Origin of the sequence: Buttiauxella ferragutiae (genome assembly GCF_022637515.1) — a bacterium.
Lineage (GTDB): Bacteria > Pseudomonadota > Gammaproteobacteria > Enterobacterales > Enterobacteriaceae > Buttiauxella > Buttiauxella ferragutiae.
The window spans coordinates 4,258,250-4,272,568 of the sequence record NZ_CP093332.1 but is presented as its reverse complement, the minus strand read 5'-3'; the positions used below and the strand labels follow the sequence as shown (position 1 = coordinate 4,272,568).

14 protein-coding genes are annotated in these 14,319 nt (G+C 50.4%); 9 read left to right on the top strand and 5 right to left on the bottom strand.

The window, feature by feature from the left end:
- The first annotated feature begins 21 nt into the window (after window positions 1–21).
- The 6 genes from dnaE to MNO13_RS19695 all read left to right on the top strand — a co-directional run bounded on the left by dnaE (window position 22) and on the right by MNO13_RS19695 (window position 8,901).
- Window positions 22–3,504, top strand: a complete 3,483-nt coding sequence (gene dnaE, locus MNO13_RS19720; protein WP_241939161.1) for a DNA polymerase III subunit alpha — start codon at window positions 22–24, stop codon at window positions 3,502–3,504.
- A gap of 12 nt (window positions 3,505–3,516) precedes the next feature.
- Entirely contained in the window at window positions 3,517–4,476 is a 960-nt protein-coding gene (gene accA, locus MNO13_RS19715) for an acetyl-CoA carboxylase carboxyl transferase subunit alpha (RefSeq protein WP_064539758.1), read from the top strand.
- A gap of 155 nt (window positions 4,477–4,631) precedes the next feature.
- Complete coding sequence (locus MNO13_RS19710; RefSeq protein ID WP_064539756.1) at window positions 4,632–6,773, top strand: lysine decarboxylase LdcC; 2,142 nt, start codon at window positions 4,632–4,634, stop codon at window positions 6,771–6,773.
- Between the two features lie 56 nt (window positions 6,774–6,829).
- Window positions 6,830–7,219, top strand: a complete 390-nt coding sequence (locus MNO13_RS19705) for a VOC family protein (RefSeq protein ID WP_241939160.1) — start codon at window positions 6,830–6,832, stop codon at window positions 7,217–7,219.
- Between the two features lie 63 nt (window positions 7,220–7,282).
- Window positions 7,283–8,593 (top strand): tRNA lysidine(34) synthetase TilS, encoded by a 1,311-nt coding sequence (gene tilS, locus MNO13_RS19700; protein ID WP_064540229.1) that lies wholly within the window; start codon window positions 7,283–7,285, stop codon window positions 8,591–8,593.
- The gene (locus tag MNO13_RS19695) at window positions 8,590–8,901 is read left to right on the top strand and encodes a c-type cytochrome (RefSeq protein WP_064539752.1); all 312 of its coding nucleotides are present in this window, start codon (window positions 8,590–8,592) and stop codon (window positions 8,899–8,901) included. Before tilS ends, MNO13_RS19695 begins: the two co-directional genes overlap by 4 nt.
- 54 nt (window positions 8,902–8,955) lie before the next feature.
- On the opposite strand, the gene rof is transcribed toward MNO13_RS19695, so the two are convergent.
- Both rof and MNO13_RS19685 read right to left on the bottom strand, forming a co-directional pair.
- Complete coding sequence (rof, locus tag MNO13_RS19690; RefSeq protein ID WP_064539750.1) at window positions 8,956–9,216, bottom strand: Rho-binding antiterminator; 261 nt, start codon at window positions 9,214–9,216, stop codon at window positions 8,956–8,958.
- Window positions 9,203–9,403 (bottom strand): YaeP family protein, encoded by a 201-nt coding sequence (locus MNO13_RS19685; protein WP_064540227.1) that lies wholly within the window; start codon window positions 9,401–9,403, stop codon window positions 9,203–9,205. The genes rof and MNO13_RS19685 overlap by 14 nt, the downstream gene beginning before the upstream one ends.
- A gap of 204 nt (window positions 9,404–9,607) precedes the next feature.
- Here MNO13_RS19685 and MNO13_RS19680 point away from each other — a divergent pair, with 204 nt between their 5' ends.
- The 3 genes from MNO13_RS19680 to nlpE are packed head-to-tail and all read left to right on the top strand — an operon-like array spanning window position 9,608 to window position 11,303.
- Window positions 9,608–10,150 (top strand): YaeQ family protein, encoded by a 543-nt coding sequence (locus tag MNO13_RS19680; RefSeq protein ID WP_064539748.1) that lies wholly within the window; start codon window positions 9,608–9,610, stop codon window positions 10,148–10,150.
- Entirely contained in the window at window positions 10,150–10,569 is a 420-nt protein-coding gene (gene arfB / locus MNO13_RS19675) for an alternative ribosome rescue aminoacyl-tRNA hydrolase ArfB (RefSeq protein WP_064539746.1), read from the top strand. The genes MNO13_RS19680 and arfB overlap by 1 nt, the downstream gene beginning before the upstream one ends.
- Window positions 10,570–10,607: 38 nt before the next feature.
- Window positions 10,608–11,303 (top strand): envelope stress response activation lipoprotein NlpE, encoded by a 696-nt coding sequence (gene nlpE, locus MNO13_RS19670; RefSeq protein WP_241939159.1) that lies wholly within the window; start codon window positions 10,608–10,610, stop codon window positions 11,301–11,303.
- A gap of 63 nt (window positions 11,304–11,366) precedes the next feature.
- Here nlpE and proS read toward each other — a convergent pair whose 3' ends face one another.
- The 3 genes from proS to rcsF all read right to left on the bottom strand — a co-directional run bounded on the left by proS (window position 11,367) and on the right by rcsF (window position 14,307).
- Window positions 11,367–13,085 (bottom strand): proline--tRNA ligase, encoded by a 1,719-nt coding sequence (gene proS / locus MNO13_RS19665; protein ID WP_121814267.1) that lies wholly within the window; start codon window positions 13,083–13,085, stop codon window positions 11,367–11,369.
- Window positions 13,086–13,198: 113 nt separating this feature from the next.
- Complete coding sequence (gene tsaA, locus MNO13_RS19660; RefSeq protein WP_241939158.1) at window positions 13,199–13,906, bottom strand: tRNA (N6-threonylcarbamoyladenosine(37)-N6)-methyltransferase TrmO; 708 nt, start codon at window positions 13,904–13,906, stop codon at window positions 13,199–13,201.
- Window positions 13,903–14,307, bottom strand: a complete 405-nt coding sequence (gene rcsF, locus MNO13_RS19655) for an Rcs stress response system protein RcsF (RefSeq protein WP_064539739.1) — start codon at window positions 14,305–14,307, stop codon at window positions 13,903–13,905. The genes tsaA and rcsF overlap by 4 nt, the downstream gene beginning before the upstream one ends.
- Window positions 14,308–14,319: the final 12 nt, after the last annotated feature.

The window sequence follows — 14,319 nt, the reverse complement described above, 5'->3', positions numbered from 1 at the left end:
CACATCTAAACGGAATGAGAAATGGCTGAACCACGTTTCGTACACCTGCGGGTGCACAGCGACTACTCTATGGTTGATGGCCTGGCAAAAACTGCTCCGCTGGTGAAGAAAGCCGCGGCGATGGGGATGCCGGCGATCGCTATCACCGATTTTACTAACCTTTGCGGGTTGGTGAAATTCTATGGTGCAGCTCATGGCGTAGGGCTTAAGCCGATCATCGGTGCTGATTTTAACGTTGCCAATGAGTTGTTGGGGGATGAGCTTAGCCATCTGACGGTTCTCGCCACCAATAATGACGGTTACCAGAACCTTACCCTGTTGATTTCTAAAGCCTACCAACGTGGTTATGGAGCAGCAGGCCCGATTATTGACCGAACCTGGCTTGCCGAGCTCAACGAAGGGCTGATCCTGCTGTCTGGCGGGCGGATGGGGGATATTGGCAAAAACTTGTTGCGTGGCAATACGGCACAGCTTGATCAGTGCCTGGAATTCTACCAGCAGTATTTTGCCGATCGCTTCTATCTGGAGCTGATTCGAACCGGCCGTCCCGATGAAGAAAGCTATTTACACGCCGCTGTGGCTTTGGCCGATGAGCGTGGTTTGCCGGTGGTGGCGACCAACGACGTCAGGTTTATTGAAGCCACAGATTTTGATGCTCACGAAATTCGTGTCGCGATTCACGACGGCTTTACGCTTGATGACCCAAAACGCCCACGCAATTACTCTTCGCAGCAATACTTGCGCACTGAAGAAGAGATGTGTGAGCTGTTTTCAGATATTCCGGAAGCGCTAGAAAATAGCGTAGAAATTGCCAAACGCTGTAATGTCACCGTGCGCCTGGGTGAGTACTTCTTGCCCCAATTCCCAACCGGTGAAATGTCGACCGAAGATTTCCTGGTGATGAAATCCCGGGAAGGGCTAGAAGATCGTCTGGAATTCTTATTCAAAGATCCTGAAGAGCGGGCAGCAAAACGGCCACCGTATGATGAGCGTCTGGAAATTGAACTCAAAGTTATCAACCAGATGGGGTTTCCTGGGTACTTTCTGATCGTAATGGAATTTATCCAGTGGTCCAAAGATAACGGTGTGCCAGTCGGCCCAGGTCGTGGTTCTGGTGCGGGCTCGCTGGTTGCTTACGCTCTGAAAATCACTGACCTCGATCCGCTTGAATTGGATCTGCTGTTCGAACGCTTCCTGAACCCGGAACGTGTTTCGATGCCTGACTTTGATATCGACTTCTGCATGGAGAAACGCGATCGGGTTATTGATCACGTGGCCGAAATGTATGGGCGTGAGGCGGTATCGCAGATCATTACTTTTGGTACCATGGCGGCAAAAGCGGTTATCCGCGATGTGGGCCGCGTACTGGGTCACCCGTACGGCTTTGTCGATCGTATTTCTAAACTGATCCCGCCAGATCCGGGAATGACGCTTGCCAAAGCGTTTGAGGTCGAGCCACAGCTTCCTGAAATCTACGAGGCTGACGAAGAAGTTAAAGCGCTAATCGATATGGCGCGAAAACTTGAAGGTGTGACGCGAAACGCTGGCAAACACGCCGGTGGTGTTGTCATCGCGCCAACCAAAATTACCGACTTTGCTCCGCTGTATTGCGATGACCAGGGGCAGAACCCGGTCACCCAGTTCGATAAAAATGATGTGGAATATGCGGGTCTGGTGAAGTTCGACTTCCTTGGCTTGCGTACGCTGACCATCATCGACTGGGCGTTGAAGATGATTAACCCGCGTCGGGCAAAGCAAGGTTTAGAGCCGATTGATATCGCCGCTATTCCGCTCGAAGACAAGAAAAGCTTCGACATGCTGCAACGCTCGGAAACCACTGCGGTGTTCCAGCTTGAATCCCGCGGCATGAAAGATTTGATTAAGCGTCTACAGCCTGACTGCTTCGAAGATATGATCGCACTGGTGGCGCTTTTCCGCCCTGGCCCGCTGCAATCAGGCATGGTTGATAACTTTATCGACCGTAAGCACGGGCGTGAAGCTATCTCTTATCCGGATATTCAGTGGCAGCATGAAAGCCTGAAACCGGTGCTGGAACCGACCTACGGCATCATCCTGTATCAAGAACAGGTTATGCAAATTGCGCAGGTTCTGGCGGGTTACTCGCTCGGCGGCGCAGATATGTTGCGTCGTGCGATGGGTAAAAAGAACCCAGCCGAGATGGCGAAGCAGCGTGGTGGCTTTGAAGATGGCGCGAAATCTCGCGGTATTGACGGCGAACTGGCGATCAAAATCTTTGACCTGGTAGAGAAATTCGCCGGTTACGGGTTTAACAAATCTCACTCCGCAGCTTACGCGCTGGTTTCCTACCAGACGCTATGGTTAAAAGCGCACTATCCGGCAGAATTTATGGCCGCAGTAATGACTGCGGATATGGATAACACCGAGAAAATCGTTGGCCTGGTCGACGAATGCTGGCGTATGGGGCTGAAAATTCTGCCACCAGATATTAACTCGGGTCTGTACCATTTCCACGTTAATGACGACGGGGAAATTGTTTACGGCATTGGCGCGATTAAAGGTGTTGGTGAAGGCCCAATTGAAGCGATAATTGAGGCGCGTAACGAAGGCGGTTATTTCCGTGAGTTGTTCGACCTCTGTGCGCGTGCTGACGTTAAAAAACTCAATAAACGTATCCTTGAAAAATTAGTGATGTCCGGGGCCTTTGACCGTCTTGGACCGCATCGGGCTGCACTTATGAATGCGCTGCCCGATGCGCTAAAAGCGGCCGATCAGCACGCTAAAGCGGAAGCTATCGGCCAGGTTGATATGTTCGGTGTACTGGCTGATGAACCAGAGCAGGTTGAACAGTCTTATGCCAGCGTGATGCCGTGGCCTGAGCAAGTGGTACTGGACGGTGAGCGTGAAACGCTGGGCTTGTATCTTACTGGCCACCCCATCACACAGTACCTTAAAGAAATTGAGCGCTATGTCGGTGGCATGCGCCTGAAAGAGATGCACCCGACAGAACGTGGTAAAATGACCACGGCTGCGGGTCTGGTGATTGCTTCGCGGGTGATGGTTACCAAGCGCGGCAATCGCATTGGCATCTGTACTCTGGATGACCGTTCTGGTCGCCTGGAAGTGATGCTATTCACAGATGCGTTAGAAAAGTACCAGCATCTGTTGGAAAAAGACCGTATCCTGATCGTCAGAGGACAGGTCAGCTTTGATGACTTCAGCGGTGGCCTTAAAATGACTGCTCGCGAAGTAATGGACATTGACGAGGCCCGCGAAAAGTATGCGCGTGGGCTTGCTATCTCGCTGACGGACAGGCAAATTGATGACCAGCTTTTGAACCGTCTCCGTCAGTCTCTGGAACCCCATCGTTCGGGGACCATTCCAGTACATCTCTACTATCAGAGAGCGGATGCACGAGCGCGTTTGCGTTTTGGCGCAGCATGGCGTGTATCCCCAAGCGATCGTTTGCTCAATGAGCTTCGCACGCTGATAGGCTCGGAGCAGGTGGAACTGGAGTTTGACTAATACAGGAATATTATGAGTCTGAATTTCCTCGATTTTGAACAGCCGATTGCAGAGCTGGAAGCGAAAATTGATTCCCTGACTGCAGTTAGCCGTCAGGACGAAAAGTTAGATATTAATCTCGACGAAGAAGTGCAGCGTCTGCGTGAAAAAAGCGTAGAACTCACACGTAAAATCTTCGCCGATTTAGGGGCATGGCAGATTGCTCAACTGGCGCGTCATCCGCAGCGCCCGTATACGCTTGATTACCTGCGTCTCGCTTTTGATGAGTTTGATGAGCTTGCGGGTGACCGTGCGTATGCTGACGATAAAGCTATTGTTGGCGGGATTGCGCGCTTAGATGGTCGTCCGGTGATGGTTATTGGCCATCAAAAAGGCCGTGAAACCAAAGAGAAGATTCGCCGTAACTTCGGTATGCCAGCACCTGAGGGGTATCGTAAAGCACTGCGTTTGATGGAAATGGCTGAGCGCTTCAAGATGCCAATCATTACCTTCATCGACACACCAGGCGCATACCCTGGTGTGGGTGCGGAAGAGCGCGGTCAATCCGAAGCTATCGCTCGCAACTTGCGTGAGATGTCTGGCCTGAAAGTGCCCGTCATCTGTACCGTAATTGGTGAGGGTGGTTCTGGTGGTGCGCTGGCGATTGGTGTGGGCGATAAAGTGAATATGCTGCAGTACAGCACCTATTCCGTAATCTCCCCAGAAGGTTGTGCGTCAATTCTGTGGAAAAGTGCTGATAAAGCCCCTATCGCCGCAGAAGCGATGGGCATCATTGCTCCGCGCCTGAAAGAGCTGAAGCTGATTGATTCCGTCATTCCTGAACCACTGGGCGGTGCGCACCGTAACGTGGAAGTAATGGCAGCATCACTGAAAGCGCAGTTACTGGCTGATTTAGCCGATCTGGACGTGCTGAATACCGAAGAGCTGTTGGCTCGTCGTTATCACCGTCTGATGAGCTACGGCTACGCGTGATAGCATGAAGCATTGCCAGGAAAGGTCAGAAGAAATTCTGGCCTTTTTTATTGCCTGAATCCCAGACTTTAAAAAGCTTTACACCACTGAGCTTGTCCTCAGCCTGATTTCAATAAACTATGCTTACTTAAAGGTTTTTTGCCAGGAGGTAAGCGTTGAATATTATTGCAATCATGGGCCCGCATGGTGTTTTCTACAAAGATGAGCCAATTAAAGAGTTACATAAAGCACTGGAAGTGCAAGGTTTCCGGCTCATTTACCCCACCAACAGCACCGACCTGCTTAAACTCATCGAACATAATCCGCGTATTTGTGGTGTCATTTTTGACTGGGACGAGTACAGCATGGACTTATGCAGCGAAATTAATGCGCTGAATGAATATTTGCCGCTGTATGCGTTTATCAATACGCACTCTTCGCTGGATGTCAGCGTCAACGAAATGCGCATGGCGCTGTGGTTTTTTGAATATGCTCTCAGTGCCGCCGACGACATCGCCCTGCGCATCCGTCAGTACACCAACGAGTATCTGGATAACATCACTCCGCCGTTAACTAAAGCGCTGTTTAACTATGTTAACGAAGGAAAATATACCTTCTGCACACCTGGCCACATGGCGGGCACTGCCTACCAGAAAAGCCCGGTCGGCTGCCTGTTCTACGATTTTTTTGGTGCGAATACTCTCAAGGCAGATGTCTCTATTTCGGTGACAGAACTGGGATCGTTACTGGATCACACAGGGCCGCATCTGGAAGCCGAGGAATACATCGCCCGTACTTTCGGTGCTGAACAGAGCTACATGGTGACTAACGGTACATCGACGTCGAATAAAATCGTTGGTATGTACGCAGCTCCTTCTGGCAGCACGGTGTTGATTGACCGTAATTGTCACAAATCGCTGACGCATTTGTTGATGATGACGGATTTGGTTCCCATCTGGCTCAAGCCGACTCGTAACGCGTTGGGGATTTTAGGCGGTATTCCGAAGCGTGAGTTTATGCGCGCGAGCATCGAAGAAAAGGTGGCGAACACTGAAAATGCGCAGTGGCCAGTTCATGCGGTCATTACCAACTCGACATACGACGGCTTGCTGTATAACACCGAATTTATCAAACAAACCCTGGATGTTCCGTCTATCCACTTTGACTCCGCCTGGGTGCCATACACCAATTTCCATCCGATTTATCAGGGGAAAAGTGGCATGAGCGGCGATCGGGTCGTGGGAAAAGTCATTTACGAAACTCAATCCACACACAAGCTACTGGCAGCGTTCTCACAAGCATCTCTGATTCATATCAAAGGGAATTACGACGAGGAGACTTTCAACGAAGCCTACATGATGCACACCACGACCTCGCCAAGTTATCCGTTGGTGGCGTCGATTGAAACGGCTGCAGCGATGCTGCGTGGTAACCCAGGTAAGCGGTTGATCAACCGTTCAGTAGAACGTGCGTTGCATTTTCGTCGTGAAGTTCAGCGTTTACGTGAAGAGACTGAGGATTGGTTCTTCGATATCTGGCAGCCGGAACACATAGACGAAGCGGCTTGTTGGCCTATTTCACCAGGCGAAGAAGACTGGCACGGCTTCAAAGATGCTGATGCCGACCATATGTACCTCGACCCGATTAAAGTCACCATTCTGACGCCGGGCATGGATGAGTTAGGTACGATGGCCGAGCAGGGGATCCCTGCGGCATTGGTGGCGAAGTTCCTTGATGAGCGTGGTGTGGTGGTTGAAAAAACCGGGCCGTATAACTTGCTCTTCCTGTTCAGTATTGGCATCGACAAAACCAAAGCTTTAAGTTTGCTGCGTGGTTTGACGGAGTTTAAACGCTCTTATGACCTCAATCTGCGGGTGAAAAACATGCTGCCAGATTTGTATGCCGAAGACCCAGATTTTTACCGCAATATGCGTATCCAGGATCTGGCGCAAGGCATTCATAAACTGATTAAGCAGCACAACCTTTCCGATCTGATGCTGCGGGCTTTTGATGTGTTACCGGAAATGAAAATGACACCGCACAAAGCCTATCAACAACAAGTGAAAGGCAACGTTGAAACGGTCGAAATTGAACAACTACTAAACCGTGTCTCGGCTAACATGATCTTGCCGTATCCGCCGGGTGTCCCGGTGGTGATGCCTGGTGAGATGATTACCGATGAAAGCCGCGCCGTGCTCGATTTCTTGCTGATGCTGTGCTCGGTTGGAGAACACTATCCCGGCTTTGAAACCGATATTCACGGCGCTAAATTGGGTGACGATGGCATCTACCGTGTACGAGTCTTAAAAACGGTTTAGGGTCTTGATTTAGCAAGGCGCGATAGTTACCGTGCGGAAAAGATAAAGGAGCACTTATGCTGGGTTTAAAACAAGTTCATCACATCGCGATTATTGCTTCGGACTACCCAATCAGTAAGCATTTTTACTGTGACATTCTCGGCTTCACGCTGCAGGCAGAGGCTTATCGTGAAGAGCGAGATTCATGGAAAGGGGATTTGGCGCTGAACGGGCAATATGTCATTGAGTTGTTCTCGTTTCCTTTTCCCCCTGCAAGGCCAAGCCGCCCGGAAGCTTGTGGGCTGCGCCATTTGGCGTTTAACGTTGATGACATTGATAGCGCGATTGTTCATCTTGAGAAGCATGGCGTGAAGTGCGAACCCGTGCGTATCGATCCTTTCACGGATAAACGTTTTACTTTCTTTAGTGACCCAGATGGCTTACCGCTGGAGCTTTATCAGCAGTAACACTTGCCTCATATCTCGTTGCCCAGTAACGTGCTGGGCAAATCCTTATTCAAACTACTGATTATGCAACTTCGTCCTCTATTCACATTACTGCATCCGCACCAACAATTGCTGGTGGCGTTTAGTGGCGGGCTGGATTCCACGGTTTTACTGCATCAATTGGTCACACTGCGTGACAGCCAGGCTGCAAATTATAAAATTCGTGCAATGCACATTCATCACGGCTTAAGCCCTTTCGCTGATGATTGGGCTGAGCATTGTCAGAAAGTGTGTTTGCAATGGAACGTGCCATGCGAAGTCAGACGAGTGCAGTTAGCCGACGACGGATTAGGCATTGAAGCTCACGCCCGGGCAGCACGTTATCAGGCGCTGACGGAAGCATTACTTCCTGAAGAGGTGCTACTCACAGCACAACATCTCGACGACCAATGCGAAACGTTTTTGTTGGCCCTAAAGCGTGGAAGTGGCCCTGCGGGATTATCCGCAATGCCAGTGCGCTTGCCTTTGGGCGAGACGGAATTAATCAGGCCGTTGCTCGGGCAAGCGCGTCAGCAGTTGCAAGCATGGGCGGATGAACACCAGCTAACCTGGATAGAAGACGAAAGTAATCAGGACGACAGCTACGACCGTAATTTCTTACGGCTGCGAGTGCTTCCTGAAATCCAACAGCGCTGGCCTCATTTCCCGCAAAGCGTGGCGCGCAGTGCGGAGTTGTGCGCTGAACAAGAACAACTACTTGATGAGTTGCTGGCCGAACAACTCGATGAACTCATTCAGTCTGATGGATCGTTGTTAATTGAGCCTATGCAGCCGTTGAGCGAGGTTCGTCGTGCCGCGCTGTTACGCCGTTGGATTGCCAGACAGAAAGCGGTGATGCCTTCCAGAGCAGCACTTGTGCGTTTATGGGATGAAGTGGCAACCAGCCGTGAGGATGCCAATCCGCGGCTGAAGTTTGGCTGCTATGAAGTCCGTCGTTTTCAGGGGGCGCTGTACTGGTTGCCAATAATCCATGGGTTAGGTGATGAAGTGGTTCGCTGGGCTGCGCCTTTCGAGCCATTAATCTTGCCCGACGGTTTGGGAGTGGTTCAACTTGTGGCAACCGGGCAAGAGATTCGTGCACCGCTGGATAACGAACCGGTGAGTATTCGATTTAAGGCTACCGGGCAGCTCCACATTGTCGGGCGGGATCGTGGCCGTAGCCTGAAAAAAATCTGGCAGGAATTTGGCATTCCGCCATGGCTACGCGAGCGAACACCGCTGTTATATTACGGCGAAAAATTAATTGCCGCTCTGGGCGTTTTTGTCACCCAGGAGGGAAGGGCAACAGAACAATCATGCTGGCATGTCGACTGGCAAAAGGAGAATCAGCAGTGAAGAGAATATTTATTTTGGCCGGTGTGTTGGTGTGCGCTCAGCCTGTATGGGCAAAAGGTGATGCCGCAGCCGGTGAACAGAAAGCCATGATGTGTGTGGCCTGTCATGGCGCAACCGGGAAAGTTTCTGTACCGATGTACCCGAATCTGGCGGGGCAAAACCAGGCGTATCTTGAGCACTCATTGCAAGCGTATAAAAAAGGCGAACGTAGTGGCGGACAAGCGGAAATCATGAAGGCTTACGTCAGTGGTTTGTCTGATGAAGATATTAGCAATCTGGCGGCTTACTACGCGTCCATGAAACCGTAGTAAAAAAAACGGGCAGCCAAGTAAGGCTGCCCGCGCATGCGGATACTTTGCGTATCAGGACTCGCTAACTACGACAGTCCCAATTTCAGGATGGCTGAAACTGGTTATTTTATCGAGACGAACTTCGCGAGCGGCACCGGCATCATCGACAATCAAATATTCGATGTTCTTACGAGATACCAGGTCACTGGCTTTCGCCTTGAAAACTTCTCCGCTCTTTAATTCCAGCGTCAATAATAAGTGATGCTGGCAGGCGAGCTCGAGATTGTCATAATCATCACAATTGATGGGTTGATAGGCATCATTCATTGACATAATCGCTCACCAGTAAGTTCGCGGCAGCATACGCCGCCTGTTCCCTGATAGATTCTGGTTGTGCTTCGTTGGAAGCCACTTCGTTCAGCACCTTCAAGACGCAACCTAGTGCATCCGGAATGTAACCCAAATCTCCGCTGGCTATTTCCGCATAGCGCTTTCGTACTAATTCACAATACTTTTCCACACGCCCTCCTTTCAGAGTCCCGACCTCAGACTTAATCGTGGGATGCAAGTTAAGCCTACGAAGATAAACTCTGTTTAGCAAGGTGACTATACCACAGTGATGAAAGCGATATCAGCAGCGTAACTCTCTACATCAGTGAATACATAACAGCGTTTTAGCGAGGTTTTCGTTACAATGACTGCCTAATTAGTGTGGAGAAGTGTGATGGCGTTAAAAGCGACAATCTATAAAGCGATGGTGAATGTTGCCGATCTCGATCGAAATCAGTTTCTGGATAGCAACCTGACGCTTGCGCGCCATCCTTCGGAAACTCAAGAACGCATGATGCTGCGTTTGCTGGCGTGGATTAAATATGCCAATGAGCGCCTGCAGTTTTCTCGCGGATTAAGTGCTGAAGACGAGCCTGAAATCTGGCAGCGCAACGATCATATGGGCATCGACTTGTGGATTGAACTCGGTCTGCCGGAAGAAAAACGCCTGAAAAAAGCCTGTAGCCAATCTGCAGAAGTGGCGCTGTTTACTTATAACAGCCGTGCCGCAGAAATCTGGTGGCAGCAGCATCAAAATAAACTCAAGCAATACCAAAACTTGTCTATCTGGTACCTGGATGATGAGCAACTGGCGAAGCTGTGTGAGTTCGGCACGCGCTCAATGAACTTGCAGGCCACGATTCAGGATGGTGCGATTTGGCTGTCTGATGCTGAGAATAATCTCGAAATTCACTTCACGGCCTGGCAGCATCATTGATGATTGTCGTCTCTCGTGCGGTAGCCATACCGGACAACGAAGTCACCATTACGGCTATCCGCGCACAAGGAGCGGGTGGCCAGCATGTGAATAAAACCTCAACGGCAATCCATTTGCGTTTTGACATTCGAGCCTCCAGCCTGCCAGAGTATTATAAAGAACGCTTATTGGCGGCCAGCCATCATCTGATTACGCCTGATGGTGTGGTTGTGATTAAAGCGCAGGAATATCGTAGCCAGGAAATGAATCGTGAAGCGGCGGTGGCAAGGCTCGTTTCCTTGATTCAGGAATTAACCGTTGAGCAGAAAAACCGTCGGGCGACCCGGCCTACACGCGCGTCAAAAGAGCGCCGTCTGGCATCGAAATCACAAAAATCTACGACTAAGTCGCTACGAGGAAAAGTCCGTCGCCCTGAATGACGAACGGCAAAGAAATTGACCAGCAGAAGGAATAGATGGTGAAAAAAATACTATTGTCAGCTGTGGCTGTGTGCAGTTTGTTCGCTCTTTTTGGCTGTAATAACCGGGCCGAAGTTCAAACGTTGCAGCAGACGCAAGTTGCAGAGCTGCAACCCATGCAGCAAAGCTACCGTGGTGTTTTACCTTGTGCGGATTGCTCAGGAATTGAAACCTCGCTGTTTTTGGAAAAAGATGGTACCTGGGTAATGAATCAGCGTTATCAGGGAACACAAGAGCCAGCCGTTTTTGCCTCTTACGGTAGCTGGGCGCGTACGGCTGATAAATTAGTGTTGACCGCAAGCGACGGTGAAAAGCTCTACTTCCATCCGAAAGGTGATAGCCTGGAAATGTTGGATAGGACAGGCAATCCTATTGAGTCACAGCTCAATTACACGCTACAGCCGATGAAAGACGCTCTGCCTGCGACACCAATGACCATGAAAGGCATGTATAAGTACATGGCTGATGCGGCAATTTTCCAGGATTGTGCGACAGGGAAAACCTTTGACGTTGCCAGCAATGCTGAACTTGAGCGTGGCTATGCGGCCGCGCGTGGCGAGGATTTCCAGCCCGTGTTGCTGGTGGTTGAAGCACACTTTACCTTACAGGCTTCACCTGATAGCGGCGAATTGAGAAAAACAGTGGTTGCAGACCGGGCCGCTAAGTTCGAGCCGAAGAAAACCTGCCACGACTAATCAAATGAATAAAAAAAGCCCCGCTAAGAAATTAGCGGGGCTTTTTGCTGAACACAATTGTTGTTAGCGTTTAATCTGCGCCAGCAGGAAATCAATGATTTCGCTGGTTTTGATCATCTGCTTCTCGCCTTCACGACGGTTTTTGTATTCGACTTCTTCGCTATCAAGGTTACGATCGCCGATAACGACAGTGTGCGGAATACCAATCAGTTCCATGTCCGCAAACATTACGCCTGGGCGTTCTTTGCGGTCATCCATCAGTACTTCAATGCCTTTGGCACGCAGAGTCGAATACAGCTCTTCTGCCAACTCTTTCACACGGAAAGATTTGTGCATATTCATTGGCAGAATAGCAACCTGGAACGGAGCAATCGCATCTGGCCACAGAATGCCACGGTCGTCATAGTTCTGCTCAATGGCAGCTGCTACTACGCGAGTCACACCGATACCGTAGCAACCCATGGTCAGAGTCTGATTGCGACCATCTTCACCCTGAACAGATGCTTTCATCGCTTCAGAGTATTTGGTGCCGAGCTGGAAGATATGGCCCACTTCGATGCCGCGTTTAATCAGCAAAGTTCCTTTGCCATCAGGGCTTGGGTCGCCTTCAACCACGTTACGAATGTCGGCAACTTCTGGCAGCGCAACATCACGTTCCCAGTTAATACCAACCAGGTGTTTACCGTCGATGTTTGCACCCGCAGCGAAGTCGCTCATCGCCGCAACAGTACGGTCAACAACCACCGGAATAGGCAGATTGACTGGGCCAAGTGAACCAGGGCCTGCTTTAACAACTGCACGAATTTCTTCTTCGGTCGCGAAAGTCAGTGGGCTGGCAACCTGTGGCAGTTTCTCTGCTTTGACTTCGTTCAGTTCGTGATCGCCACGAACCAGCAGAGCAACCAGAGGATAAGCACTCCCTTCGGTGGCTTTGACCATCAAAGTCTTCACTGTTTTTTCAACTGGCAGATTGAACTGCTCAACCAGCTCAGCGATGGTTTTTGCGTTCGGGGTGTCGATCTGCGTCATTTCAACAGTCGGTGCCGCACGGCCGCCAACTGGAGCAACCGCTTCAGCAAATTCGATGTTAGCTGCGTAATCAGACTCGGTTGAGAAGATGACATCATCTTCGCCGCTTTGTGCCAGCACCTGGAATTCGTGAGATGCACTGCCGCCGATAGAACCGGTATCAGCTTCTACTGCGCGGAAATCCAGACCCATACGGCTGAATATTTTGCTGTAAGCCTGATACATCGCATCGTAAGTTTCCTGCAAGGATTCCTGAGAAGTATGGAAAGAGTAAGCGTCTTTCATCAGGAATTCACGGGAACGCATCACGCCGAAACGTGGGCGAACTTCGTCACGGAACTTAGTCTGAATCTGGAAGAAGTTCAGTGGCAGCTGTTTGTAAGAGCTGAGTTCATTACGAATCAAGTCAGTGATGACTTCTTCGTGAGTTGGGCCGAGGACAAATGGACGATCGCCACGGTCAACAAAACGCAGCAGCTCCGGGCCATACTGTTCCCAACGACCGCTCTCCTGCCACAAATCTGCGGGCTGAACCACGGGCATGCACATCTCGATGGCACCGGCGTTGTTCATCTCTTCACGCACGATGTTTTCGACTTTTTTCAGGACACGCAGACCGGTCGGCAACCAGGTATACAAACCTGAAGCGAGTTTACGGATCATCCCGGCGCGCAGCATCAGTTGATGGCTGATGACCTCGGCGTCGGCTGGTGTCTCCTTCAATGTGGAGAGCAGATATTGGCTAGTACGCATGTTGTTACGGTTCCATTTGAACGGCAGATAACTGGCTACCTGAGTAGCCTGATGCAAAATAAGTGTTTTAGTTTACCAGTGTGGCAGGAATGTCAAAAGAGAAGGGAGATAAATTAACGGTTCTCAACGGCAAACACTTCTGAACCTAGCTCGGTAACACGCCAGCGGACGTTAAAATCCAGCAATAAAACGGCGTAGCTTTTACCTGGCTCTTCAGCTTTGCGATAAGCCGGGCGAGGGTCCTGAGCCAGTACCTGACGGATGAAACGCTCAATGTGGGGAAAACGTTTCTCAAGCAGCAATAACTGCTGCTGTACTTCAGGTGTGAAATAAACCGGCATATCGGCTACGGGGGCATTTTGCGCGTATCCCGCAATGGCTTCTGGTACAGCTTCAGCAAATGGCAAATAAGGTTTGATATCAACCACCGGTGTGCCATCGACCAAATCGAGACTCCCCAATTGCAAAATGACCTGATCTTTTTGGCAGCGAATGCCTTTCAGTTCAACTAATGACATTCCAATGGGATTTGGTCGGAATGTCGAACGCGTAGCGAAAACACCCATTCGGGCATTGCCACCCAGACGAGGTGGGCGCACCGTGGGCCGCCAGCCGCCAGCCATCGTTTGATGAAAAACAAATAGCAGCCATAAATGACTAAAGCCTTCGAGGCCACGAACCGCATCTGCCACGTTATACGGTGGCAGAAAATGCAACTCGCCACCGCCATCAGCCACTAAACCGGGCTGACGGGGAACGGCAAACTTCTCTTTATAGGGGGAGCGAATAACGCCAATCTGCTCAAAGCTAAACGCTGTCATTTTGCCGATACGTTCAATGCCGAACCTACACAAACGGCCTGCCGGTAGCAACCTGGTGTGCCGCTGGTAACATCACAGCTATGCAATAACACTGCGTTGGCTTTCATTTTTGAGGCGTTGACTTGCAAGCGTTTGCGGGCAGTTGGGATATTCGGTGGAGAATCTTGATTGCTCACCTGGCATGAATCGCCGCTGACTTCACCGAGATCACGGAAAGGTTTACCCACTAACTCTTCAGCATTGGTATAGATTTTTACGGGGGCAGGGCGCACGACTTTTGGTTTAGCAGGCTCCTGTTTCGGTGGTGTTGCGGTGCTTTTGATAGGCTCAACAGGGGATCTGCTTAGCATCGTACAGCCGCTCAGCATGACTGCTAATAAACAGATCGGTAAAGCACGCATAATTTTTCCTCA